Consider the following 26,212-nt stretch of genomic DNA (forward strand, 5'->3'; position numbering starts at 1 on the left):
GCGTACCCGCCTTACCTCGCGGCCGATTCAGGCCGGCAGTTGGGCATGCAGGCCCTGAAGGTCGTAGACCTCCAGGTTTTGCAGGTACTTCAGGCCTTCCACGGCAGCACGGGCACCCGAGATCGTCGTGTAGTACGTGACCTTGTGCGCCTGGGCGGACATGCGGATCGAGCGCGAATCGGCAATCGCGGTGCGGGTTTCGTCCACCGTGGTGAACACCAGCGCGATTTCACCGTTCTTGATCATGTCGACAATGTGCGGACGGCCGTCCTTCACCTTGTTGACCACGCGCACCGGGATACCCGCGGCCTCGATGGCGGCAGCGGTGCCACGCGTTGCGACGATCGGGTAGCCCAGCGCGTGCAGCATGCGGGCGACTTCGACGGCGCGCGGCTTGTCGGCGTCCTTCACCGTGAGCAGCACCGTACCCGAGGCCGGCAGACGCGAGCCGGCGGCTAGTTGCGACTTGAAGAGCGCTTCCCCGAACGTACGGCCCACGCCCATCACTTCGCCCGTCGAGCGCATTTCCGGTCCGAGCACCGGGTCCACGCCCGGGAACTTCACGAACGGGAACACGGCTTCCTTGACGCTGTAATACGGCGGCACGACTTCGCTCGTCACGCCTTGCGACGTCAGCGACTGACCGGCCATCGCGCGGGCGGCGATCTTGGCCAGTTGACGGCCGGTCGCCTTCGAGACGTACGGCACCGTACGCGAGGCGCGCGGGTTCACTTCGAGCACGTAGATCGTGTCGACGCCATTGCCCTGCTGAATCGCGAACTGCACGTTCATCAGACCGACCACATTCAGCGCCTTGGCCATTTCGGCCGTTTGACGCTTGAGTTCGGCGATGGTCTCGGCCGACAGCGAGTAAGGCGGCAGCGAGCAGGCCGAATCGCCCGAGTGGACGCCCGCCTGTTCGATGTGCTCCATCACGCCGCCGATGTAGACATCCTTGCCGTCCGAAATGCAGTCGACATCGCATTCGATGGCGTCGTCGAGGAAACGGTCGAGCAGCACCGGGCTGTCGTTGCTCACCTTGACGGCTTCGCGCATGTAGCGCTCCAGATCGCGCGGCTCATGCACGATTTCCATGGCGCGGCCGCCCAGCACGTACGACGGGCGCACCACCAGCGGGTAGCCGATTTCGGACGCCAGCTTGAGCGCCTCGTCTTCGGCGCGGGCCGTACGGTTCGGCGGCTGACGCAGACCCAGGTCTTGCAGCAGTTTCTGGAAGCGCTCGCGATCTTCGGCGGCGTCGATCATGTCCGGGCTCGTGCCGATGATGGGCACGCCGTTCGCTTCGAGATCCAGCGCCAGCTTCAGCGGCGTCTGGCCGCCGTACTGGACAATCACGCCAACCGGCTTCTCGAGGTCGACGATCTCAAGCACGTCTTCCAGCGTGACCGGCTCGAAGTACAGACGATCCGACGTGTCGTAGTCCGTGGACACCGTTTCCGGGTTGCAGTTGACCATGATGGTCTCGTAACCGTCTTCGCGCAGCGCGAGGGCGGCATGCACGCAGCAGTAGTCGAATTCGATGCCCTGACCGATACGGTTCGGACCGCCGCCGAGGACCATGATCTTCTTCTTGTCGGTCGGCTGGGCCTCGCACTCTTCCTCGTAGGTCGAGTACATGTAGGCCGTATTGGTCGAGAATTCGGCAGCGCAGGTGTCCACACGCTTGTAGACCGGGCGCACCTTCTGCGCAATACGCGCCTTCCACACGGCGCTCTGGTCGGTGCCGAGCAGCTTGGCCAGACGGCGATCCGAGAAGCCGCTTTGCTTCAGGAAGCGCAGTTCGCCGGTCGTCAGGCTTTCCAGCTTGCGGCCGGCGAGCGCCTTTTCCTTCTTGACGATGGATTCGAGCTGGGCGAGGAACCACGGGTCGATGGCGGTCTCGGCGTACACCTCTTCGAGGCTCATGCCCAGACGGAATGCGTCGCCCACGTACCAGATACGGTCCGGGCCCGGTTCACCGATTTCGGCCACGATCTCGTCGCGATCGGTCGACTTTTCGTCCAGGCCGTCCACGCCGACTTCCAGTCCGCGCAGGGCCTTCTGGAATGACTCCTGGAACGTGCGGCCCATGGCCATCACTTCACCGACCGACTTCATCTGCGTGGTGAGACGGGCATCGGCTTCGCGGAACTTCTCGAACGCAAAACGCGGCACCTTGGTCACGACGTAATCGATGGTCGGCTCGAACGATGCCGGCGTTGCGCCGCCGGTGATTTCGTTGCGCAGTTCGTCGAGCGTATAGCCCACGGCCAGCTTCGCGGCGACCTTGGCGATCGGGAAGCCGGTGGCCTTCGAGGCCAGCGCGGACGAACGCGACACGCGCGGGTTCATCTCGATGACGACCATGCGGCCGTCCTTCGGGTTGATCGAGAACTGAACGTTCGAACCGCCCGTTTCCACACCGATCTCGCGCAGCACGGCGAGCGATGCGTTACGCAGCAGTTGGTATTCCTTGTCGGTGAGCGTCTGTGCCGGCGCGACGGTGATCGAGTCTCCGGTGTGCACCCCCATCGGGTCGAGGTTTTCGATCGAGCAGACGATGATGCAGTTGTCGGCGCGGTCACGCACGACTTCCATCTCGAATTCCTTCCAGCCCAGCAGCGACTCTTCGATGAGCAGTTCGCGCGTGGGCGAGAGGTCGAGGCCGCGCTTGCAGATCTCTTCGAACTCTTCGCGGTTGTAGGCAATACCGCCGCCCGAGCCGCCGAGCGTGAACGACGGACGGATCACCATCGGATAACCGCTGCCGCCGATCTCGGCCATGATCTGCGCCTGGACCGCGAGCGCTTCTTCCATCGAATGGGCGATGCCCGACTTGGCGGAACCGAGACCGATCTTGGTCATCGCGTCCTTGAACTTCTGGCGGTCTTCGGCCTTGTCGATGGCTTCCGGCGACGCGCCGATCAGTTCGACCTTGTACTTGTCCAGCACGCCGTGACGATGCAGGTCGAGCGCGCAGTTCAGCGCGGTCTGGCCGCCCATCGTCGGGAGAATCGCATCCGGGCGCTCCTTGGCGATGATGCGTTCGACGACTTCCCAGGTGATCGGCTCGATGTAGGTCACATCGGCCGTATCCGGGTCGGTCATGATCGTGGCAGGGTTGCTGTTGATCAGGATGACCTTGTAGCCTTCCTCGCGCAGTGCCTTGCAGGCTTGCGCGCCGGAGTAATCGAACTCGCATGCCTGACCGATGATGATCGGGCCGGCGCCGATGATGAGGATGCTCTTGATGTCTGTGCGCTTTGGCATAACGTTCTCAACAAAAATTTAACTCAGCGTCGCGGTCGCGAGCTTCACACCGAAGCCGACGAACAACGCGCCCACGCCGCCGGTTGCCCCGGCGCTCAACCGGCGCCGTTGCCGGAAGTGCTCGGCCAGACGGTAACCGGCCAGGATCAGCGTGCTCAGATACAGGAAACTGCACGTCTGCACGATCACGCCAAGCACGGCAAAGGACACCGCGGGGTAGGCGTAGCCGGGATCGACGAACTGGATGAAAAACGACACGCAGAACAGGATCGCCTTCGGATTCAGCAGACTGATGAACAGCGCGCGCTTGAACGGGTGATCCGCGTCGACCGGCTTGGCCGCAGCCCCGGTGCCCGCATCGGCCGCTGCCGAAGGGGCGCGTGCCGCCCGCACGTTGGCGATGGCCCCGCGCAGCATGTTCAGGCCCATCCAGCAAAGATAGGCGGCGCCGAGGTACTTGACGACGAAGAACAGCGCCGGCTGCGCGTGCAGCAACGACGCCACACCGGCTGCCGACAACGTCATGAGGATGGTGTCGCCGAGGAACACGCCGCACGCGCCCGCGTAGCCCTGGCGAACGCCGCGCTGTGCGGCCACGGCCAGCACGTAGAGCGAGTTCGGTCCCGGCAGCAGAATGACGACCACGACCCCGGCCAGATAGGTCCAGAGGTTGACTATGCCGATCGAGTTTCCGAGCATGATGCGCGTTTCCCTTTCCTGTTTCCCGATGTCGTCGCGACGCGACTTACGCGGGCTGCTTCGCGTCGGCCATCGACTTCACGAAACGGTCGAACAGATAACCGATGTCGTGCGGGCCGGGCGACGCTTCCGGGTGCCCCTGGAAGCAGAATGCCGGACGGTCCGTGAGTTCGAAGCCTTGCAGCGTGCCGTCGAACAGCGAGACGTGCGAGACGCGCGCATTGGCCGGCAGGCTGTTCGCGTCCACAGCGAAACCGTGGTTCTGCGACGTGATGACGACGCGCCCCGTCTCCAGATCCTTCACCGGGTGGTTGGCCCCGTGGTGACCGGTCTTCATCTTGAGCGTTTTTGCGCCGACGGCCAGCCCCATGATCTGGTGGCCGAGGCAGATGCCGAAGGTCGGGATGCGGCGCTCAAGGAAGGTCCGCGTCGCGGCGATGGCGTAGTCGCACGGCTCGGGGTCGCCGGGGCCGTTCGAGAGGAACACGCCGTCCGGGTTGAGGGCGAACACGTCCTCGGCCGAGCTTTGCGCGGGCAGCACCGTGACCTTGCAGCCACGCTCGGCAAGCATGCGCAGAATGTTGCGCTTGACGCCGTAGTCGAGCGCGACCACGTGGAATTTCGGGTCCTGCTGTTCGCCGTAGCCTTCTCCCAGACGCCATTCCGTTTCCGTCCAGGAATACCGTTCGGTGGTGGAGACGACCTTGGCGAGGTCCATGCCGGCAAGCCCCGGGAACGACTGGGCAAGTGCGATGGCCTTGGCTTCGTCGGCTTCGTCACCGGCGAGGATGCAGCCGTTCTGTGCACCCTTTTCACGCAGGATCCGGGTCAGGCGGCGCGTGTCGATCCCGGCGATGGCGACAACGCCTTCGTCCTTCAGGTACTGCGACAGCGTCTTGTCGGCGCGGAAATTCGAATCGAGGATCGGCAGATCCTTGATGATCAGGCCAGCGGCATGGACTTTCGTGGCTTCGACGTCTTCACCGTTGACGCCAGTGTTGCCGATGTGCGGATACGTCAGCGTGACGATCTGGCGCGCATAGCTGGGGTCGGTGAGGATTTCCTGATAGCCGGTAATGGCCGTGTTGAAGACCACTTCACCGATGGTGTGACCGGCAGCGCCGATGGCGTACCCACGAAAGACCGTGCCGTCAGCGAGCGCGAGAATGGCGGGTGGGAATGACGGCAGCACGGGAAACTCCTGAAGGGTTCACCCTGCTGCCAGCCCCATCGTCCGCTCGCGATGACATCAGCGCGGGCACCGGAATTGCGCGGAATATGCGCACAGCGGATGCTCGGGCTGCGGACGAGATGTCAGGCGGGTAGGCGCTAGGGTGAGGGTTAAATGACTAAAACCTTCAAAGTATAGCGCATTTCCAGTTCATCTCAAAGCTGAACGTGTGGAGAACCAGTACGCTCTGCGTTCTCCCGGAGGGGAAGGCCGCCGGCAGACGGATACGCAGAGGGGATAGGGAAGTGAATGCCCGCGCGCTGGGCCGCCAGCACGATATGGCGCTCCATCGAGGCCCCTGCGGCGGCGCCGTCTCGGCGTCGCAAGGCGTCCAGGATATCCAGATGTTCATGATAGGTGGACAGGACCAGTTCCCGTTGATAGAACGGCAAGCGCTGACTTTCCATCACGATTTCGGTGCTACCGCGAAGAATATCGGCGATGGCCGCATTCCCGGCGAGTCCGACGATGCGCAGATGAAAGGCGAAGTCCAGTTGGGCGGCGGTGTCGACGTCGCCCTCGATCAGCGCGGCCTTCATCGACTCCACGTTATCGGTGAGCCACTCGATCTCCGCGCTGCCGGCCGCAAGCGCGGCCAGGCGCGCGGAGAAGCCTTCGAGCGCATAGCGTAGCTGATAGGTGTCGGCCAGCGATATCTGGTCGGCGAAGCGCCACGCCACGCCGATCCGCGCCGAGGCGTCGTTGACATAGACGCCCTTGCCCGGACGGATTGCGACCATGCCCAGCGCTTCGAGCGTGGACAGGGCTTCGCGCAGCGAGGCGCGGCTGATCGACAGTTCCTCCGCGAGCTGGCGTTGCGACGGCAGCATCGCGCCGGCCGGATAGACCTGACGTTCGATGCGCTCGCGAATCGTGGCGACGGCGGCGTCGGTTACGGCATGCGCCGAATGCTTCATGGATCCTCGCAGGGAAGGCAGATGTGCGTATCGCGCATTGTACGACGCCAAATTCCCCCTCACGCGCACACGATACCGTCAACCGTGAGACCCTTGCCGCACGGGCTTTGCGGCCCGCCCCGAAGCCGCGGGCACGAACACACCGCCCGCGGTGAACGCCTATGCGCGCGCCGTCATCCGGTGGGCGTGATGGTCCGGATGGTCGCCCAGCAGACGTCGCACCACGCCGTTGGTCCAGCCAAAGCCGTCCTGTAGCGGGTACTCCCCGCCCGAGCCGCCGCTCGCGCTCATCGCTTCGCTGGTGTGCAGCGAGTACTTTTCCACCAGTTTGCTTTCCCGCGTGTAGAGCGATCCGACCGTCGAGAGCCAGCGATGCGCGATGTCGTTTGCGAGCCGATTCTCTGCGTACTTGCGCAGTCCGTGAATGGCGATCCATTGCAGCGGAGCCCAGCCGTTGGGCGGGTCCCATTGCTGGAGGCTCGACGTCTCGGTCGTACGCAGCCCGCCAGCCGCCAGCAAACGCCCCGCCATTGTCCCCGCCGAGCGTTGCGCCTGCTCCCGCGACGCGAGTCCGACGAACAACGGCGCGGCAAGCGCTGCCGATAGCTGCGGGCGTTGCTCGCCGAGCCGCCAGTCGTAGTCGACGAACGCGCTTTCGGCGTCCGACCACAGATGGCGGGTCATCGCGTCGCGGCGCGCCTGCGCACGCCGGGCAAACGCTTGCGCCGTCTGCGTATCGCCGCCCGCCTCGCTGAGCCTGGCGATCTGCTGCTCCGCGGCAAACAGGAAGCTATTGAGGTCGACCGGCAGGATCGCCGTGGTGCGGATCGAGGACAGATCGTTCGCGTCGCCCAGCCATCGCGAGCTGAAGTCCCAGCCCGACGCGGCGCCGGCGCGCAAGTCCCGGTACACCTCGCCGGCACGCCGAAGCGGCGCACCGCGCGCGGTCGTCACGTCTTCCAGATAGCCTTCCTCACGAGGCGTTTCGCGCTCATCCCAATAGCGGTTAAGGAGTGCGCCATCGGGCAGACGTACCAGATGACGATAGGCGTCGCCCGGCTTGAGCGAGGCCTCGCCGTCCATCCAATACTCGTATTCACGGCGAAGATGCGGCAGATACCGCAAAGCCCGCGCTACGCCGTGCGACTCGAAGAGCTCCACCATCAGCGCGTACACCGGCGGCTGGGAGCGGCTCAGATAATAGGTGCGATTGCCGTTCGGGATATGGCCGTATGTATCGATGAGGAAGGAAAAATTGTCCGCCATGCTCACGAGCAGATCGTGGCGGCCGCTGTGGGCGAGCCCGAGCATGGTGAAATACGAATCCCAGTAATAGAGTTCGTGGAAACGTCCGCCCGGCACGACATAGGGACGCGGCAGGGGCAGCAGCGAGCTGTCGGCCGGGTGTTTGCCGGGCTCGCGCTTGAGTACGTTCCACAGACTATCGATGTGCTCCACGAGTCCTTGCGCCGGATCCGCGACATAGTCGCTCGGCGGTATGCGCTCCAGAGTGAAGTACGACGCCACGAACTGCGCCAGGTCGAAGCCCGGCTTTGCCGCGTTCTCGCGATAGCGGCGCATGATCTCTTGCGGCGCGAGCAGCGGGGCGCAGTCCACGAAGGTCTTGCTGTCGGGAAAAATGCGCTGCGACTGCACGGCGACGAACAGCTCCTGGTAACGGTCGCCAGGCGTGAGCACGTCGGCGGGCGCCGAATGCGCGACATCCGGTGTCATGCCGCCCTGAGCGAGCGTGCGTTGCGCGGTGTCCGTCATGGTCATTGCTCCGCGTAGTTCCACAGCAGCCCACCGTCGACGAACAGCGTCGTCCCCGTCACATAGCTCGCTTCGGGCGAGGCGAGGAACAGCACGGCATTGGCGACTTCGGCGGGATTCGCAAGGCGTCCGAGGGGAATATTCGCGACAAGCGCCGCGAGCTGCTCCTTGTCGGCAAGCAACTGCTGATTGATCGGCGTGCCAACGGCGCCGGGCGCGACGTTATTGACCGTGATACCGAGCGGCGCCAGTTCGATGGCAAGGTTGCGCATCATCATCTTCATGCCGCCCTTGCTGGCACAATAGCTCGTGAAATGCGGAAACGGCAGCTCCTCGTGTACCGAACTCACGTTCACGATACGGCCGCCGCGCTTCGTGTCGCGCAAGTGTTTGACGAAAGCCTGCGTGAGAAAAAACGCCCCTTTCAGATTGACGTTCATGACGAGATCGTAATCGGCCTCCGTCACATCGAGAAACGGGGCGCGCCGCTCGACGCCGGCGTTATTGACCAGCACGTCGATGCGCCCCAGTTGCGCGACAGCCTGATCGATCACGGCGCGGTCGTCGTTCACGCGCCCGACATCCCCGGCAATCACGCAACCGTCGCTCCCGGCGGCGCGCACGGCGTCGAGCGTCTGCTCGGCCATGGCACTGTCGAGCCGGTCCTCGACGACGATGCGCGCACCTTCCTGCGCGAGACGAACCGCGATGGCGCGACCGATACCCTGGGCACCGCCGGTGACGAGTACCACCATGTCTTTCATTCGCATGATGCCTATATGAACGCGTCCCGTTTGCAACAGTTTTCGCGTGTTTTGATAGACAGGATGGGCTGCAGCTCTATATCCGGCCTCGATGCAGTCGGTACAGTCGCTGCGGGCCCCTATGAAATTCGCTGACTCGCACCTCATTCTCCCGGCGAGCTCAAAGCTCGAGGCATCATTCAGGTTTAGCGAGTCCCGGTCCTACCTGGCTTGTCATCACACTCGATTGCTGCGCAACCTTTCGACGTTCACCCTGTGTTTAAACGTTAATCCTCTACGCAAGCGCTGCCCGTTTAGACGGGTTTCACGCTCACGTATCCCTTCTGGTACTGCCGGTCATGGGCAAGAACTGCCCAGATCGTTCGCGCCATCTTGTTGGCTAACGCGACGATTACGACATTTTTTGGCCGCCGCTTCTGGATTTGTTCGACCCACTCACCGGGCTCTTTCGCATGCGTCAGCACAGATCGTGCACCGTGAATCAGCAGGGTGCGCAGATATGTGTCGCCGCGCTTTGATATGCCATGCAAGTTCACCTTGCCGCCCGAACCCGTCTGCTTCGGCACGATCCCAACCCACGCGGCAAACTCTCGTCCCGAACTGAACGCTTTCGCATCTCCCATCATCGCGACAGCTGCTGTTGCCGTCAGTAATCCAACACCGGGAATCTCGCTGATGGCCTTGACCGCCTTATCCTCTTTCTTCCACTCGCGCATCCGACGCTCGATCTCAGCGATCTGCTCATCAAGCTTCTCCAGTCCGTTCCACTGCGCGCGAAACGTATCGATCAGCACGGCAGGCAAACGCTCCGCAATCCGTTCGAGCACAGCGGGTATTTCCTTATCGAGCTTCGCCCGACTCTTGCCCATCACTTCACCGTATTCCGTTAGCAGCCCTCGCAGAGCATTAATCTGCATCGTGCGAAATTTGATCAGTTGCTGTCTCATCCGGTGCAGCCCCAGCATGGCTTGCTGCATTTCGGTCTTTACTGCGACCGGCTTGCCCGGCTGCTGCACGGCCAGCCAGATCGCCTTCGCATCAGCCGCATCGCTCTTGTTCCTGATGTTGAAAGCCTTTACGAACTCCCCCGGCATCAGCTTCACCTCGTGGCCCAGCTTCGCGAGTTGCCGGGCCCAGTGGTGCGCACCACCGCACGCTTCCATCCCGATCAGGCACGGCGCTCGGTTCGCAAAATGCTCAAGGAACTTTGCCCGCTTGATCGGCTTGTTCACGATCTCGCCAGTTTCCTGATCGACGTAATGCACTTGGAACACACTTTTCGCGATGTCTACACCCACTGCCGTACAATTCACTCGGATCCTCCGGTTGCTTTGGAAAACTTCGTATTTTCCACTTTGGGCACATCGATGCCGTTGGCCCGTGAGGATCCACCTTCCTTTGCTCACTCGGTCACGGGGTGGGACGCGTTCATTTCATTCTCCCTGATGGGTTTGCATTGGGGATCTGCGCACCCTGCCCGGCTACGCATGGGCGTCCACACCCGCGGCTGCGGCAGCGCACCAGATGCAGGTGCGACTGCGGCGCGCAACGCGAAGTTCACCGGAATTTCGACGGATTCGCCCAGTAAAACAAGGACTTCCGAGCGGATACCGCGGGTCTCGGGCCAACCCCGCAGCGAATCGCTTCGCCCTAGGGATTCCCCTCAAAAGACATATCTTGACCGCACTATATTGGTTTTCTAATATTCTCCATAACACCACTGGTCAGACCGGTATGACTTGTTTGCATACCCTAATAGACATGGGTGTTGGCGACCCGACACGTTACCTGGCCGCAGCGGCAATCCCGCCGTACCGCCGTACAGAACCAGCCCCCAAGAGAGCCGTCCATTCGGCATTGAGATCGCGAAATCCGAGAGTGATTTGCGCAGGCAGAGGAGACAAACCATGCCCAAGCTGTTTCGTTCGTTGTTTGGCCGAGTCGTCATCGCGTTGATCGCCGGTGTCGCACTCGGCATATGGTTTCCGCAGTTGGGAGAGTCGTTGCGTCCGTTGGGCGATGGCTTTCTGAAGCTCATCAAGATGGTGATTGGTCCGATCGTCTTCTGTGTCGTCGTCAGCGGCATGGCGAGCGCGGGCGATTTGCGCAAGGTCGGCCGGGTGGGCGTGAAGGCCATCGTATATTTCGAGATCATCACGACCTTCGCGCTCGTGATCGGCGCAGTGCTGGCGTGGGCGACGCGTCCGGGCGCGGGCATGAATATCGACGTTCGCAGCCTCGACGCCAGTTCGATGGCGGCTTATGCCGAAAACGCCAAGAGCCTGAAAGACACGGCGGGCTTCCTGCTCAAGATCATTCCGAACACCATTACCGACGCCTTCGCCAAGGGCGACATCCTCCAGATCCTCGTGTTCTCGGTCATGTTCGGATGTGCATTGGCGGCATTGGGTGAGCGCGGCCGCCCCGTGGCGCGCTTCATCGAGGACCTGAGCCACGTGTTCTTCCGCGTCATGGCCTTCATCATCCGCCTCGCGCCGCTGGGCGTTCTCGGCGCCGTTGCGTTCACGACCGGCAAATACGGCGCATCGTCGCTCAAGCAACTTGGGTTGTTGGTCCTCGTGTTCTACGCGAGCTGCTTCGTGTTCGTCACCGTCGTGCTCGGAGGCGTGTTGCGGCTGGCGGGCTTTAACATCTTCAAGTTCATCAAGTATTTCCGTGAAGAGTTGTCCATCGTGTTGGGCACGGCATCGTCCGACGCCGTGTTGCCTGCCATCATGCGCAAACTCGAATGGATGGGCGTCAAGAAATCGACAGTGGGTCTGGTGGTCCCGACGGGGTACTCGTTCAACCTCGACGGTTTTTCGATCTATCTGACGCTGGCGGTCATCTTCATTGCGCAGGCGACGAACACGCCGCTGTCCATGCACGACCTCGTTCTCGTGGTGCTGGTATCGCTGTTGACATCCAAAGGGGCGCACGGCATTCCCGGCTCGGCCATCGTGATTCTGGCGGCGACGCTGGCGGCCATCCCGGCGATTCCGGTGATCGGTCTTGTCCTGATCCTGCCGGTCGACTGGTTCGTGGGTATTGCGCGCGCCATCACCAACTTGCTGGGCAACTGCGTGGCAACGCTGGTGGTCGCCGCGTGGGAGAAAGATGTCGACTTCGCCAGAGCGCATAAGGTCCTCGATGGCGTGCTGCCGTACGAGCCGGTTGCCACGTCGGACGATGGCGTCGACGGCGCGCCGGCCAACGCGGCCCTCACGCGCTGAATCGAGAAGCCAACGAAACGAAAACATCGGGAGGACCACGGCAGGTGCTGCGGTCCTTCAGTCATTCAAGCCTTTTGCGCCGACGCCGACGATGGCGCGTCGGCGTCTTCATCCGGAGCAAATTGCAACATGGCCCTCGCCCCCCAAGATCCGAACGCACCGGAATTCGTGCGCCGTTACGTCAATCTGGCGGACCCGCGTCTGGGTGCGCAGGCGCTGGTCGCCAGCGACGAATTCTTCGCGGCCAAGGAGCGCATGCTCAACCCCGAGCCTGCGGTCTTCATCCCCGGCAAATACGACGAGAACGGCAAGTGGATGGACGGTTGGGAGACGCGTCGCAAGCGCGTGAACGGATACGACTGGTGCATCGTGAAGCTCGCGCGCCCGGGCGTGTTGTTCGGCGTCGATCTCGACACGAGCCACTTCACCGGCAACTTCCCGCCCGCGGCGTCGCTCGAAGGCTGCTACAGCCCGGGCGATGCGCCGACCGATGCGGCCGAATGGTTCGAGTTGCTCGCGTCGACCACATTGCAGGGCAACTCGCACCACTACCACGCCATTGCCGGGCAGCGCCCTGTCACGCACGTGCGCGTGAATCTGTACCCGGACGGCGGTCTGGCGCGTTTGCGTCTGTACGGTTTGCCGCAGAGCGACTGGGCGGCACGCTCGCGCGACGAGCTGATCGATCTGATCGCGATGGAAAACGGCGGCTACGTCGTTGCGGCCAACAATCAGCATTTCGGCCTGGCGTCGAACTTGTTGATGCCGGGTCGCGGCGTGAACATGGGCGACGGCTGGGAGACGCGCCGTCGTCGCGAGCCGGGCAACGACTGGGCGATCATCGCGCTGGCGCAGCCGGGCGAGATCGACAGGATCGAAGTCGACACCGCGCACTTCAAGGGCAACTTCCCGGACCGCTGTTCGATTCAGGCCGCGTATGTCACGGGCGGCACCGAGCAGTCGCTCATCACGCAGTCGATGTTCTGGCCGGTGTTGCTGCCCGAGCAGAAATTGGCGATGGACAAGGCGTTTCAGTTCGAAGCGCAGGTGCAGAAGTTGGGGGCGATCACGCACATCCGCTTCAACATCATTCCGGACGGGGGCGTGTCGCGTCTGCGGCTGTGGGGGCGACTGAGCGACGCGAAGGCGTGAGATCCGCATGAACCTCTGTCGCGCACGAGTTGCGCGACAGAGCAACGAATCGAGAAAAAAGGAGTTGGGAAATGGCGGGACCGGCCTTGAAGATCGAGCGGTTGACGCGCGAGGCGTTTGCGCCGTTTGGCGACGTGATCGAGTTGGCGGGGGCGAAGCATTTCGCGATCAATGGCGGGACGACCGAGCGTTTTCACGATTTGGCGACGGTGGATTTGGGGCCGCAGGGCGGGCGTACGCTGGTCAACGTCTTCCGGGGGCAGCCCAGGCAGTTGCCGTATGAGGTGAAGATGTTGGAGCGTCACCCGCTGGGCAGTCAGGCGTTCATTCCGCTGAAGACGACGCCGTACCTCGTGGTGGTTGCGCCGGCGGGCGAGTTGGACGTGAACAAGATGCGCGCGTTCGTCTCGGAGGGTTGGCAGGGGGTGAACTATGCGAAGGGCGTGTGGCACCACCCGCTGTTGGCGCTCCATGAGGTGAGCGACTTCGTAGTGGTGGACCGGGGCGGCGAGGGTCACAACTGCGACGAGCAGGACTTGCCGGGCGTGTATTTGCTGACGCAGGCGGCTTTGGATGCCGTGCAGGCAACGCAGAAGGTCGCGTAGAACAGGAAACACGAGAAGCACGACGAAAACCGCGAGCCAAGCACGGGAGCGGAAGCGGAAGCGGCCATGAAAATGAAAACGCCGGGCTATGGCCCGGCATTTTCATGGTCGCGATCGGGTAGAGGAAGCGTTTACATCAAACGCCGGGCGGCACCACAGCGGTAACTTCGATCTCGACCTTGGCTTCGTCCTCCACGAGATCGGCGACCTCGACGGCCGTCATGGCGGGAAAGTGGCGACCGATGACAGCGCGGTAGTGCTCACCGATCGCAGGATAGTTGGCGACGTACTCGCGCTTGTCCTTGACGTACCAGGTCATACGAACGATGTGCTCGGGCCTGGCGTTACCTTCGGCGAGAATGGCGACGATATTCTCGAGCGTCTGACGCACCTGGAGCGCGAAATCATCGGTTTCGAAACGTTGCTGCCCATTCCAGCCGATCTGACCGCCGACAAACACGATGCGGCTACCTGCCGTCATCTCGAAAGCCATGCCGTTGGCATAGCCGCGCGGTTTTGCCCACTCGGGCGGTTGGAGAACTTGCAGCATCAGGACACTCCTTCAATGACAGAATCGGGTGCGGCGAAGCGCACAATCGCTTGACGTTGGGCGGCGGGAATGGCGATGGGAGCGGGTTTGCCGCCAGCGCCCTTTGCCACCCAGACGAGAACGAGCGTCGCTTGCAGGCGCGTTTCGTCGCGAGCGCCGGCGAACCGGATACGCAGCGTCATCGACGAGCGGCCCAGGCGCGTCACTTCGAGCGAACGCGTTAGCGTGTCGCCCAGGAAACTCGGCGCACTGAAGCGGCATTCGATGTTGGCCGTCGGCACGCCCATGGCCTCGCGCAGGTGCATCTCGCCGAACGACAGGCCAAGGCCTTCGGCGCACCAGTCTTCGACGAGATCGTTGATCATTTCGAAATAGCGCGGATAAAACACGATGCCTGCCGGATCGCAGTGTTTGAACCGTACCAGCAATGGCTTTACGAACGCGTGTTCCACCACATTGGCCTCTGTCATTGTTGTCTCCCTAACCCGAGCAACGCCGGTAACGTCAGTGGGGACTCACCGGAGCACCACTGCCCCCGCCGCCCCCGCTGTCCCGCCACGTCGACTTCCAACGTCCCCGGATACGTCTCACTGTCCCATTTGCCGCAGCTTGAAGCGTTGCAGCTTGCCTGTCTCCGTGCGCGGCAGCGCGTCGACGAACTCGATGGCACGTGGGTATTTGTATGGCGCGATGTTAGCCTTCACATACTCCTGAAGCGTCTTCACCATCGCCTCGTCGCGCGCCTCGCCGGCCTTGAGCACCACGTAGGCCTTCACGATCTGCCCGCGTGCCTCGTCGTTCGCGCCCACCACGCCGCATTCCGCCACTGCCGGGTGTTGCAGCAGTGCCGACTCCACTTCCGGACCGGCGATGTTATAGCCTGCGGAGACGATCATGTCGTCCGAGCGCGCCTGATAGTAGTAATTGCCTGCTTCGTCGCACATGAACGTGTCGCCCGGCAGGTTCCAGCCGTTCTTCACGTAATTCGTCTGACGCGAGTCCGCCAGATAACGGCAACCGGTCGGGCCTTTCACGGCGAGCTTGCCCACGGTGCCCGGCGGCACCGGCTGCATGTTCTCGTCGACGATCATCGCGATGTAGCCCGGCACCGGCTTGCCGATGGCGCCCGGCACCACATCGCCATTGGCGGCCGAGATGAAGATATGAATCATCTCCGTGCCGCCGATGCCGTCGATCATCTCGATGCCCGAGGCCTGCTTCCAGAGCTGACGTGTCGCGTCGGGCAAGGCTTCGCCCGCCGACACCGTCTTCTTCAGGCTCGACAGGTCGTATTTGCCGACCAGTGCCGCCATCTGACGGTAGAAGGTCGGTGCCGTGAAACAAATCGTCGCCCGGTAGTGGGCAATGGCTTGCAGCAAACTGTCCGGCGTGAGCTTTTCCAGCAGGACCGTCGCCGCGCCGACCCGCAGCGGGAACGTGAGCAGGCCGCCCGTGCCGAAAGTGAACGCTAACGGGGGAGTGCCGCAGAAAATATCGTCGGGTCCCGGCTTGAGCACATGACGCGGGAACAGATCGCACATGGCCAGCACGTCGCGATGGAAATGCATCGTGCCCTTCGGCTGCCCCGTCGTGCCGCTCGTGAACGCGATCAGACACACGTCGTCCACGGCCGTGTCGCAGGCATCGAAACTCGCCGGCTGGCGGGCCATGCGGGCCTCCAGTGAGTCCTCACCCACGTCGTGAAAGTAGACCACCTTCGACAGCACCGGGCAGTAGTATTCGTGCCCCGCCTGTCGATTGAATTCCAGTTCTTCTTTCAGACGTCCGTCGCAAAGGGCCGCGCTCACTTGCGCCTTGTCGACGATCTGCTTGAGTTCCTTCGCGCGCAGCAGCGGCATCGTCGGCACGCCGACAAGCCCCGCCTTGATGACCGCCAGCCACGCGGCGGCCATGAACAGGTTGTTCGGCCCGCGCAGCAATACCCGATTGCCGGGCACCAGCGCCATGTCGTTGCGCAGTACGTGGGCAATGCGATCGACCATCTCGCGCAGGCCGCGATATGTCGTGACCGTTGGCTTGCCATTCTCGACCGAATAGATCGCGGGTGCATCGCCGCGTCCTTCGGCAATCGTACGGTCCAGCAATTCGGCTGCGCAATTGATGCGCGCCGGATATGCCACGTCCGGATTGTCGAGCAGAAACTCGGGCCACTGCTCGGCGGGCGGCAGATTGTCGCGCGCGAAAGTGTCGAGATGTCCAGATCGTTCCATGTGCCTCTCCTTGCCCCCGGTAATCAAGCATGACGCCGACGCATCTCGTCAGACGTTGTTCCAGTGCTTCCAAGTGTTATTGCAAGACGCCATGCCATCCCTGTCTCCGTGGGTGGCCACTGCGCAAATCACAGGCGTGTCGTACTGCCCTGCCGCCGACCTGTCCGGCATGCCCCGCGCGTCGAATGTCAGGAACCGGATCAACCGTCCTTGAGCAATTCGCGCGCGATGATCAGTTTTTGTACTTCCGTAGCGCCTTCGTAGATCCGCAGCGAACGAATCTCGCGATACAGGCGTTCCACTACCGCGCCCGACACCACGCCCGCGCCGCCGAACATCTGCAATGCGCGGTCGATCACCTGCTGTGCCGACTCCGTCGAGAACATCTTTGCCATCGCGGCCTCCCGCGTGGTGCGCTGCCCCAGCACGTCGCGCTGCCACGCGGCGCGATACGTCAACAACGCTGCGGCATCCACCGATGTGGCCATATCGCCCAGCGCGGCCTGCGTCAACTGAAAGTCGGCAAGCGTATGGCCGAACATCTCGCGCGACTTCGCCCGTGCCAGCCCTTCGTCGAGCGCGCGACGCGCAAAGCCCAGCGCCGCCGCCGCCACCGATGCGCGGAAAATATCCAGCGTCATCATCGCGACCTTGAAACCCTGCCCCGCCTCACCCAGACGTTGCGACGCCGGCACCCGGCAGTTCTCGAACTTCAGGCGCGCCAGCGGATGCGGTGCGCTCACGTCGATACGTTCGGCAACGGTCAGTCCCGGCGTGTGCGCATCCACCACGAACGCACTGATGCCACGCGCCCCCGGCGCTTCGCCCGTGCGCACGAACACGCAATAAAAGTCGGCGATGCCGCCGTTGGAGATCCACGTCTTCTCGCCGTTCAGCACGTAGTCGTCGCCGTCGCGCGTCGCGGTGCACGCCATGGCGGCAACGTCGGATCCGGCGTTCGGCTCGGAGAGCGCGAAAGCGGCAATCGCCTCGCCCGAAGCCACGCGCGGCAGATAATGCCGCCTAAGCGCGTCACTGCCCGCGAGCGTAATCGCGCCGCTGCCCAGACCCTGCATCGCAAACGCGAAGTCGGCCAGACCGTCATGGCGCGCCAGCGTTTCGCGCAGCACGCACAGCGCACGCGAATCGAGCTTTTCGAGCGCGCCGCCGTAGCCGGCAGGCACGCAGTACTTCAGCCATCCCGCGCGGCCCAGCTGACGCACGAGCGACACGCAAGTCGCGTCCGTATCGGCGTGATGGTCGACCTTGAGTTCACGCGTGCACCAGTCGTCGAGATCCGCGCCCAGACGGCGATGCGTGTCGTGGAAAAACGGCCACGCCAGGAAATCGTTATTTCTCGCGTGTCGCGGCGCGTTGTGAGGGTTGATATCGCTCATCGTCAGTCGCCCTTGAATACTGGCTTTTGCTTCGCGACGAAGGCCTCGTAAGCCCGGCGGAAATCCTTCGTCTGCATACAGATGGCCTGCGCTTCGGCTTCGGCCTCGATGGCCTCGTCGACACCCATGTTCCACTCCTGATGCAGCAACTTCTTCGTCACGCCGTGGGCGAAGGTCGGTCCGCAAGCGAGCTGGTCGGCCAGCGTGTGCGCCGCCGGGAGCACCGCGCTCCCGTCGTGCAACGCGTTGAAGAAGCCCCACTGCTGGCCCTCCTGCGCCGTCATCACGCGCCCGGTGTAGAGCAGTTCGGACGCGCGTCCCTGCCCGATCATGCGCGGCAGCAACGTGCAGGCTCCCATATCGGCACCGGCCAGCCCCACGCGCACGAACAGGAACGCCGTCTTCGTTTGCGGCGTGCCCAGGCGCATGTCGGAGGCCAGCGCCACCATCGCTCCCGCCCCCGCGCAAATGCCGTCGATGGCGCTGATAACCGGCTGCGGACATGCGCGCATCGCCTTGACCAGATCGCCGGTCATGCGCGTGAAGTCCAGCAGTTCCGGCATGCTCATCTGGGTGAGCGGGCCGATGATCTCGTGGACGTCGCCGCCCGAGCAGAAATTGCCGCCCGCGCCCGTCACGACGACCACCTTGATGTCCGTCGCGTACACCAGAGCGCGGAACAGATCGCGAAGCTCGGCGTACGAGTCGAACGTCAGCGGGTTTTTCTTTTCGGGACGGTTCAGCGTGATCGTGCCGATGCTCGGACGCCCTTGCGCGTCGTTCGACACCGACCACAGAAAGTGTTTGGCTTCATAGTTCGCGAACGGGCGCTTGTGATGCGCCATCGACAGTTTCACGTCACTCATTGGCCGATCTCCTTTGACATCGCCGGGCACTCTCGCGAGGACATCGCTGCCCGAGAAAAAACCGGCGATCCTGCTGGTTGGAATGGCGTTGCGCGACCGTTCGCCGGCGCAACGTCTTCAATGGTCATTGCTTCGACAGACATGCCGGACCTGCCCGGCATGCCCGCCCTTTCAACCGACGGTCACTTCCCCGCCCGCCACCGCAATGGACTGCCCCGTGAGCGCACCCGCGCCCGGCTGGCACAGCCACAGCACGGCGTCGGCGACTTCCTGCGGCTGAACGAGACGCCCCTGAGGATTGCGCCTGGCCAGCTCCGCGCGCGCCTCGTCTTCGCTGCGGCCCGTCTTGGCGACAATGTTCGCCACCGCGTCGCGCACGATATCCGTCTCCGTGTAGCCCGGACAAACCGCGTTGACCGTCACGCCTTTTTTCGCCACTTCGAGGGCGAGCGCGCGCGTCAGGCCGACAACGCCGTGCTTTGCGGCGCAATACGCGGTGACGTACGGATACCCGATCAGACCGGCGGTGCTGGCAACGTTCACGATGCGCCCCCATCCGGCGTTCGTCATCGCGGGCAGCGCGGCTGAAATGCAGTGATAGGTCCCCGTCAGGTTGACGTCGATCATCTGCCGCCAGAGCTGCGCGTCCGTCTTGCCGAACGGCGCACTCACCGCCTGCCCGGCATTGTTCACGAGTATCTGCACCGGGCCGAAACGTCCGGCCGCACTTGCGAATGCCGCCTCGACAGCGCTCGCGTCGGCAATGTCCGCGGCCACCCACCCAAGCTCGCCGTGCGCGGCCAGCGCCTGCGCACTGCTCGCCAGCTTGGCCTCGCTTCGCCCGAGCAGCGTGACACGCGCCCCTTGCGCGAGCAGCGCGCGCGCCACCGCCTCGCCGATGCCGCGCGCGCCGCCGGTCACCAGGGCATGCACGCCCTTGAGCGATGTGGGGGCCGTGCCGGTGGCGGTACCCGCAGAGGTTGCCGTAGTCGTCATGAACTGTCCTTATTTACCGATCTGTTGAGCGTACGCGGCAGCACGCTCCAGATTGGTCTCGTACTGACGTTTGCCGGCATAGTACTGCGACGGCCACGGCAGGTCCTTGTAGCCGATCTTCGCGGCTTCGTGCAGTGTCCAGAACGGATCGGCCAGATGCGGGCGCGCCAGGGCGCAAAGGTCGGCCCGGCCCGAGGCGATGATGCTGTTCACGTGATCCGCCTCGAAAATCGCACCGACGGCAATCGTCGGCACCCCGGCTTCGTTGCGCACCCGGTCGGCGAACGGCGTCTGGAACATGCGGCCGTAGACCGGTTTCTCTTCCTTGCTGACCTGACCCGACGAGCAGTCGATGAGGTCGGCGCCGGCCTCCTTGAAGGCACGGGCGATGGCAACGGCGTCGTCCGGCGTGATACCGCCTTCGACCCAGTCATGCGCCGAAATACGCACCGACATCGGCTTGGCGGCGGGCCACACGTCGCGCACCGCTTCGAAGACTTCCAGCGGATAACGCAGACGATTCTCCAGCGAACCGCCATAGTCGTCCTGACGACGGTTCGTGAGCGGCGAGATGAAGCTCGACAGCAGATAGCCGTGGGCACAGTGCAGTTCGAGCCAGTCGAACCCGGCTTGTGCCGCGCGGCGGGCCGCTTGCACGAAGTCGTTCTTCACGCGATCCATATCGGCACGGGTCATCTCGCGCGGCGTTTGCGACACGCCTTCGATGTACGGCAGCGGCGAGGCCGAGATCAGCGGCCAGTTACCCTCGTGCAAAGGCTGGTCGATACCGTCCCAGGCCCGTCGCGTCGAGCCCTTGCGACCGGCGTGACCGATCTGCATGGCGATCCTGGCGTCGCTGCCCGCGTGGACGAAATCGACGATGCGTTTCCAGGCGTCGCGCTGCGCGTCGTTCCACAGGCCCGGGCAGCCCGGCGTGATGCGCGCATCGGGCGACACGCAGGTCATCTCCGCGACGATCATGCCGGCTCCCCCGAGCGCGCGGCTGCCGAGATGCACGAGGTGGAAGTCGCCCGGCACGCCGTCGACGGCCGAATACATGGCCATCGGCGACATCACGATGCGATTCTTGAGCGTCAGTTCGCGCGCACGGAACGGCGTGAACATCGGCGGAATCGCGTGCTGGCCCTGCGCGCGCTTCACCCCCGCATGCTCGGCCAGCCAGTCCTCGTAGCCCTGCACGTAACCGGCGTCGCGCATCCGCAGGTTTTCATGCGAGATACGTTGCGAGCGCGTGAGCAGCGAGTAGGCGAACTGTTCGGGGGCGAAGCGGGCATAGCGATCGACCGTCTCGAACCATTCCGTCGAGTTACGTGCGGCGTTCTGGATCTTGAGCACTTCGATGCTGCGCGCGGCTTCGTAGCCGGCCAGCACGCCCGGCAATGCGTCCGCCCCTTGCGTGCCAAGGCCGTCGGCCAGCGCAATGGCGTCTTCGAGCGCAAGCTTGGTGCCGGATCCGATGGAGAAGTGCGCGGTGTGGGCGGCGTCGCCCATGAGCACGACGGGCACACGCTTGCCGTCCACCTCGGACCAATGCACCCAGTGTTCGCAGATCACGCGCGGGAACTGAATCCAGATGGCGGAGCCGCGCAGATGCCGGGCGTTGCTCATCAGCGCGTGGCCGCCGAGGTACTTGGCGAAGAGGTGCTCGCAGAACTTCACGCCCTCTTCCTGACTCATCGCATCGATGCCGTGGGCACGCCAGACCGATTCGGGCGTCTCGACGATGAACGTCGAGGTGTCGGCGTCGAACTGATAGGCGTGTGCCTGAAACCAGCCGTGCTCCGTCTTCTCGAAGGCAAACGTGAAAGCGTCGAAGCGTTGATGCGTGCCGAGCCAGACGAAGCGGTTGCGGCGCGTGTCGATGTCGGGACGGAAGGTTTGGGCGTAACGCGTGCGGATACGGCTGTTCAGACCATCGGAGGCGATCACGAGATCGGCCTGATAACGGCGCGCGATTTCCTGATCGTCGCTCACGTCCGTTTCGAAGACGAGTTCGACGCCGAGCGCTTCGCAGCGCGCCTGCAAAATGTTGAGCAGCTTCTTGCGGCCAATGCCGATGAAGCCGTGCCCGCCCGAAGTGATCGTGCGGCCCTCGAAATGGATGTCGATGTCGTCCCAGTGATTGAAGGCGGCGTTGATTTGCGCCGCGCTGACCGGATCGGCTTCCTGGAGGTTGTCCATCGTGGCATCCGAGAACACGACGCCCCAGCCGAACGTGTCGTAAGGCCGGTTGCGCTCGACCACCACCACCCGGTGGGAAGGTTCGCGCAGCTTCATCAACAGCCCGAAGTACAGGCCCGCGGGACCGCCACCGATACAGACGATATTCATCTCCAGCCTCCGGATTTGCAGGATTCGCAGATCGCCACAGTTTGCATCAAGCCCACCGACCGTTCGACCTTTGTTAAATCGTAAATAGTTTATGCCTAAAATACTAGCGAAAAAAAAACGCCGCGACAAGGTGCGCGGCGGGTCGGGCGCGGGCAGGGAAAGTACGTAGATCGAAGACGCACAGCCGCCTCGTCACCCTCAGGCGACTCGGCGATTGCGCGCCCTCCGGCAGCCCTCGTTCAGCGCGCGCCCATCCTGAAGCGCGCGATCGACAGCGTGCTCAGGCTGATGACAGCCCCCGCCATCAGGTAGAGTCCCGGCGCCAGCTTGTTGCCTGTGGCGGCAATCAGCCATGCCACGGCCAGCGGCGTGAAGCCGCCGAAGATCGTCGTTCCCAGGTTGTAGCCGACCGCCATGCCCGTGGCGCGGGTGCGCGTCGGGAACAGGGACGACATCAACGCCGGAATGGGCGCGAAGTACACCGCCTTCAACGTGCCGACCCACAACATCACGACCATCATCGTCGCCAGCGATGCGTGTGCATTCATGAATGCGAACGCCGGATACACGGTACACAGAAACAGCACACCGGCGGCCAGCATGATGCGGATACGACCGACCTTGTCCGACCAGTGCCCCACGAACGGTGTCAGCGTCATGATGACGAACCCGGTCACGAGCGTCGCGATGAAGCCCTGTGCAGGCGGCAGCCCGAGTTGCTTCGTAGCGTACGTCGGCATGTACAGAATCATGTAATTCGCGGTCGTCGTCAGAATGAGGGCCCCGATGCAGACCAGCAGACGCGACTTCTGCGTGGCGAGCACCTCCCACACCGGCGACTTGCCGGGGGCGTCGTGCGTGCCCGGCACCGCCTGCTTGCGCGCCACGTCGTTCGCGAAGGCCGGCGTCTCGTCGACATACTTGCGGATATACAGGCCGATGGGACCGACCAGCATCCCGAACAGGAACGGGACACGCCAGCCCCACGATTCGAGTTGCGGTTGCGTCAGCGCGCCCGTGAGGATCGCTCCGAAGGCAGACGCCAGCAGCGTACTGGCGCCCTGACTCGCGAACTGCCAGCTCGACATGAAGCCCGGCCGGTTCGGCACATGCTCGACGAGGAAGGCCGTCGAGCTGCCGAACTCCCCGCCTGCCGAGAAGCCCTGCATCAGGCGCGACGCGAAAATGCCGATCGGCGCCCAGACACCGATCGCCGCGTACGTCGGCATGAACGCAATCAGCCCCGTGCCTACCGTCATCATCGCAATCGAGAGCATCAGCGACGCACGCCGCCCACGCCGATCGGCATACGCACCGAGAACGAATGCCCCCAACGGGCGGGCCAGATAGGACAGCGCAAACGTGCCCAGCGCCATCAGCAGCGATACGGTTTCGTCGTGCGCCGGAAAGAACAGCTTCGAGATCGTCACCGCGAAGTAGCCGTAGACGATCAGGTCGTACCATTCCAGCGCATTGCCGACGGACGTCGCGACGATCAGCTTGTAGACGGGCACCTCGGCACGCGCGCCCGCTTTGGCGTCGCCCGGCACTTCGCGAGCACGGTCCGCCCCCGGGGCGGCAGCGGAACTGTTCATCGCGGCTTCCCCTCCTTGAGACCGAGCTCACCCAGATCCCAGAACAGCCCGGCCATGATCTGCAACGCTTCGCGCGCGACGGAGCCCAGCAAATGCTCGTCCGGCGCGTGTTGCGAGCAGGCGGGGTAGGAATGCGGCACCCAGAGCGTGGGCAGTCCGAGCACGTCGGCGAACACATCGTTGGGCAACGTGCCGCCAAGGTTCGGCAACAGCACCGGCGCCTTGCCGGTCGTCTCGCGCAGCGAGGCGAGCGCCCACAGCACCCATGGATCTTCCGGGTCGAGGCGCGTCGCCATCACCCCACGCTCCACTTCGACCTCCACCATCGGGAAGCCATGCGCGTCGAGGTGCGCACGCACGATCTCGCCCAGATGCTCCCAATCCGTGCCGACTACGAAACGGATCTGCATGTGCGCGTAGGCATACGGCGGAATGGCATTGACCGGCTTCTCCGGATTGCCCGTCTTGAACGCGAGGACTTCGATGTTGTTCCAGCCGATCACACGTTCGGTCGGTGTCAGCCCCGGCTCGCCGTAGTCGGCGTCGACCTTGGGATCGTTCGGGCCACCACCGGCCTCCAGCCCGGCCAGCGCGCGACGCACCGACGCGGGCAATTCGGGCGGACGCAGCCCTTGCACGAGAATCTTGCCGTTGCCGTCGACCATCGAGGCGATGGCATTGGCCAGCACGATGCCCGGGTTGCGCAGCAGGCCGCCCCAGTTTCCCGAGTGATGAGCGCCGTCGCGCAGATTCAGACTGAGCTTGAAGTTGACGAGTCCGCGCGACCCGAGAAACACCGTCGGGCGCGTGGCCGCAAGGCGCGGACCGTCGGAGGCAATCAGCACGTCGGCACGCAGTTCGTCTCGCAATTGTTCGCAAATCGCGTGAAGGCCGGGCGACCCCATTTCCTCGCCCATCTCCACGATCATCTTGACGTTGTAGCCGAGCTTGCCGCCGCGCGCCGCCAGAACTTCCGCCAGCGCCGCGAGATTGATGGTGTGCTGGCCCTTGTTGTCGGCGGTGCCGCGTCCGTACCAGCGATCGCCTTCGACGACGATCTCCCAGGGCTTCAGTCCGTCGCGCCACTGAGCGTCGTAGCCGCGCACGACATCGCCGTGCCCATAGGTCAGCACCGTCGGCAGACCGTCGCCTTCGTGGCGTTGCGCGATCAGAAACGGCCCGCCGCCCGGGACCGGATTCGGCACGATGCGCGAGGTGAAACCGAGCGCGGCGAGCGCCGGCGTCATTTCCTCGGACAGATACGCCCGAAGCACCTCGCCGCTGTCCGCCTCCTGACTTTCGGTCTTGTAGGCAACCCGGCGATTGAGGGTATCGAGGAACGCGCCCGAATCGTAGTGGGCGGTGGCTTGGGAAATCGCTGCGCTACGGGTCACTACTTGTCTCCAGATGGCTTTATGGGCACGGCTGCCGGTCTCGCACATCGTTGCGATGCGTGCCATGCGTGCCGGTGGCACGCTGCGGCACAACCGTTCAGGCCATTCTAGGAGCGGGTATTTTTGACAACAATGATAATATTTCGAAGGTTTCTTTGCTGTTTCGGCAAAGCAAAAGCAAACGCCCCGGCGCATCGCACCGGGCAAGTCGGGCGGACCCACTCCCTTGGTGTCATGCAAACTCACGCACTGCGTTACTTTCTCGAAGTCGCCCGCACGGGCTCGCTCAGCCGCGCCTCCGAGCGTTTGCACGTGGCCGTCTCCGCATTGAGCCGGCAGATCGCGAAGCTGGAGGAGGATCTCGGCACGCCATTGTTCGAGCGTCGCCCGCGTGGCATGGTGTTGAGCGAGGCCGGCGCGTTGCTTGCCGATCATGCGCGTCGCGTGTTGCTCGACGCGGAGCGTGTCACGTCGGAAATCCGGGGGCTGACGGAGGTGGGCCGCGCGACGATTCGCGTCGCCGGTGCGGAAGGCGTCGCGCGCGACTTCCTGCCGCAAGTTTTCGCGCGCTTTCGCGAAACCTATCCGGGCGCACATTTTCTGCTGGACGTCGTCTCGCCGTTCGTTGCGACGGAGCGCGTGCGCGACGGCGAAGCGGACATCGCCGTGTGCTTCAGCGTGGCGCCGGAAAAAGGCGTGCAGGTCGTTCACACCCAGCCCGCGCCGATCTATGCCTTGATGGCGAAGCAACACCCGCTCGCCGGGCGGCGCAACGTCGCGCTTGCCGACCTGCTTCCCTACCCGCTGGCGTTATCGAACGCAGGCGTGACCATCCGTCAGATGTTCGACCTGTGCTGCACGCTCGAAGGCCTGCTGTTCGAGCCGGTCTTCACCAGCAACTACCACGCAGCGCTGCACAGCTTCGTGCGCTCGGGCAACGCCGTCACCCTCACCGGCTTGCTGACGGTACGCAGCCGCCTCGCGCCGGAAGGCCTCGTGGCGATTCCCATCCGCAATCCCGAATTGCATCAGCGCTCGTTGCAGGTGCAGACGATGGCCGGGCGCACCCTGCCGGCTCCCGTCGACGCGTTCCTCGGCCTGCTGATCGACGCCATTCGCGCCCCAGAGATTCTCGACAAGCCCTTCGCCTGAGCATGCGGAGCGGGCCCAGGCATACCGATTGCGAC

General features: G+C 63.7%; 20 protein-coding genes. 4 read left to right on the forward strand and 16 right to left on the reverse strand.

The genetic code is table 11. From position 1 onward, the window contains the following. Positions 1–27: 27 nt before the first annotated feature. From carB to AB870_RS14910, 7 genes are all read right to left on the reverse strand, one after another. Positions 28–3,270 carry a carbamoyl-phosphate synthase large subunit gene (gene carB / locus AB870_RS14880; RefSeq protein ID WP_047905316.1) on the reverse strand — a complete coding sequence of 1,081 codons (3,243 nt, stop codon included), beginning with the start codon at positions 3,268–3,270 and terminating at the stop codon, positions 28–30. 18 nt (positions 3,271–3,288) lie between these two features. After that, positions 3,289–3,969 carry a leucine efflux protein LeuE gene (leuE, locus tag AB870_RS14885; RefSeq protein ID WP_047905317.1) on the reverse strand — a complete coding sequence of 227 codons (681 nt, stop codon included), beginning with the start codon at positions 3,967–3,969 and terminating at the stop codon, positions 3,289–3,291. 46 nt (positions 3,970–4,015) lie between these two features. Beyond that, positions 4,016–5,161, reverse strand: coding sequence for a glutamine-hydrolyzing carbamoyl-phosphate synthase small subunit (gene carA / locus AB870_RS14890; RefSeq protein WP_047905318.1), 1,146 nt, complete (start codon positions 5,159–5,161; stop codon positions 4,016–4,018). 194 nt (positions 5,162–5,355) lie between these two features. Then, positions 5,356–6,117, reverse strand: a complete 762-nt coding sequence (locus AB870_RS14895; protein ID WP_047905319.1) for a FadR/GntR family transcriptional regulator — start codon at positions 6,115–6,117, stop codon at positions 5,356–5,358. Between the two features lie 159 nt (positions 6,118–6,276). After that, complete coding sequence (treF, locus tag AB870_RS14900; RefSeq protein WP_237169952.1) at positions 6,277–7,890, reverse strand: alpha,alpha-trehalase TreF; 1,614 nt, start codon at positions 7,888–7,890, stop codon at positions 6,277–6,279. A gap of 2 nt (positions 7,891–7,892) precedes the next feature. Further along, positions 7,893–8,654: an SDR family NAD(P)-dependent oxidoreductase gene (locus AB870_RS14905; protein ID WP_197683847.1), complete on the reverse strand. Its 762-nt coding sequence runs from the start codon at positions 8,652–8,654 to the stop codon at positions 7,893–7,895. 293 nt (positions 8,655–8,947) lie between these two features. Then, on the reverse strand, positions 8,948–9,967 hold the full coding sequence (locus AB870_RS14910; protein ID WP_047905322.1) for an IS110 family RNA-guided transposase: 1,020 nt from the start codon (positions 9,965–9,967) through the stop codon (positions 8,948–8,950). A gap of 594 nt (positions 9,968–10,561) precedes the next feature. On the opposite strand from AB870_RS14910, the gene AB870_RS14915 reads away from it, so the two are divergent. From AB870_RS14915 to AB870_RS14925, 3 genes are all read left to right on the forward strand, one after another. Beyond that, the gene (locus AB870_RS14915; protein WP_047905323.1) at positions 10,562–11,887 is read left to right on the forward strand and encodes a C4-dicarboxylate transporter DctA; all 1,326 of its coding nucleotides are present in this window, start codon (positions 10,562–10,564) and stop codon (positions 11,885–11,887) included. A gap of 129 nt (positions 11,888–12,016) precedes the next feature. Beyond that, on the forward strand, positions 12,017–13,039 hold the full coding sequence (gene alc / locus AB870_RS14920) for an allantoicase (protein ID WP_047905324.1): 1,023 nt from the start codon (positions 12,017–12,019) through the stop codon (positions 13,037–13,039). A gap of 71 nt (positions 13,040–13,110) precedes the next feature. Further along, positions 13,111–13,644, forward strand: a complete 534-nt coding sequence (locus tag AB870_RS14925) for an ureidoglycolate lyase (protein ID WP_047905325.1) — start codon at positions 13,111–13,113, stop codon at positions 13,642–13,644. 136 nt (positions 13,645–13,780) lie between these two features. Here the strand turns inward: AB870_RS14925 and AB870_RS14930 are convergent, their stop codons facing one another. The 9 genes from AB870_RS14930 to AB870_RS14975 form a co-directional block, all read right to left on the reverse strand. Beyond that, complete coding sequence (locus tag AB870_RS14930) at positions 13,781–14,191, reverse strand: RidA family protein (RefSeq protein ID WP_047908235.1); 411 nt, start codon at positions 14,189–14,191, stop codon at positions 13,781–13,783. 2 nt (positions 14,192–14,193) lie between these two features. Next, positions 14,194–14,664 carry an acyl-CoA thioesterase gene (locus AB870_RS14935; protein WP_047905326.1) on the reverse strand — a complete coding sequence of 157 codons (471 nt, stop codon included), beginning with the start codon at positions 14,662–14,664 and terminating at the stop codon, positions 14,194–14,196. 117 nt (positions 14,665–14,781) lie between these two features. Next, the gene (locus AB870_RS14940; RefSeq protein ID WP_047905327.1) at positions 14,782–16,425 is read right to left on the reverse strand and encodes an AMP-binding protein; all 1,644 of its coding nucleotides are present in this window, start codon (positions 16,423–16,425) and stop codon (positions 14,782–14,784) included. A 200-nt stretch (positions 16,426–16,625) separates the two neighbouring features. After that, positions 16,626–17,822 (reverse strand): acyl-CoA dehydrogenase family protein, encoded by a 1,197-nt coding sequence (locus AB870_RS14950; RefSeq protein ID WP_047905328.1) that lies wholly within the window; start codon positions 17,820–17,822, stop codon positions 16,626–16,628. 2 nt (positions 17,823–17,824) lie between these two features. Then, entirely contained in the window at positions 17,825–18,688 is an 864-nt protein-coding gene (locus AB870_RS14955; RefSeq protein WP_047905329.1) for an enoyl-CoA hydratase family protein, read from the reverse strand. A 171-nt stretch (positions 18,689–18,859) separates the two neighbouring features. After that, positions 18,860–19,684, reverse strand: coding sequence for an SDR family NAD(P)-dependent oxidoreductase (locus tag AB870_RS14960; protein WP_047905330.1), 825 nt, complete (start codon positions 19,682–19,684; stop codon positions 18,860–18,862). A 9-nt stretch (positions 19,685–19,693) separates the two neighbouring features. Then, on the reverse strand, positions 19,694–22,036 hold the full coding sequence (locus AB870_RS14965) for a bifunctional salicylyl-CoA 5-hydroxylase/oxidoreductase (RefSeq protein ID WP_047905331.1): 2,343 nt from the start codon (positions 22,034–22,036) through the stop codon (positions 19,694–19,696). 239 nt (positions 22,037–22,275) lie between these two features. After that, a complete protein-coding gene (locus AB870_RS14970; RefSeq protein ID WP_084663725.1) occupies positions 22,276–23,631 on the reverse strand; it encodes an MFS transporter in 1,356 nt (451 codons plus the stop codon). After that, positions 23,628–25,025, reverse strand: coding sequence for a M20 family metallopeptidase (locus tag AB870_RS14975; protein WP_047908237.1), 1,398 nt, complete (start codon positions 25,023–25,025; stop codon positions 23,628–23,630). Before AB870_RS14975 ends, AB870_RS14970 begins: the two co-directional genes overlap by 4 nt. 234 nt (positions 25,026–25,259) lie before the next feature. Here AB870_RS14975 and AB870_RS14980 point away from each other — a divergent pair, with 234 nt between their 5' ends. Further along, on the forward strand, positions 25,260–26,177 hold the full coding sequence (locus AB870_RS14980) for a LysR family transcriptional regulator (RefSeq protein WP_047905332.1): 918 nt from the start codon (positions 25,260–25,262) through the stop codon (positions 26,175–26,177). Positions 26,178–26,212 lie beyond the last annotated feature (35 nt).

Origin of the sequence: Pandoraea faecigallinarum, assembly GCF_001029105.3 — a bacterium.
Taxonomy (GTDB): Bacteria; Pseudomonadota; Gammaproteobacteria; order Burkholderiales; family Burkholderiaceae; genus Pandoraea; species Pandoraea faecigallinarum.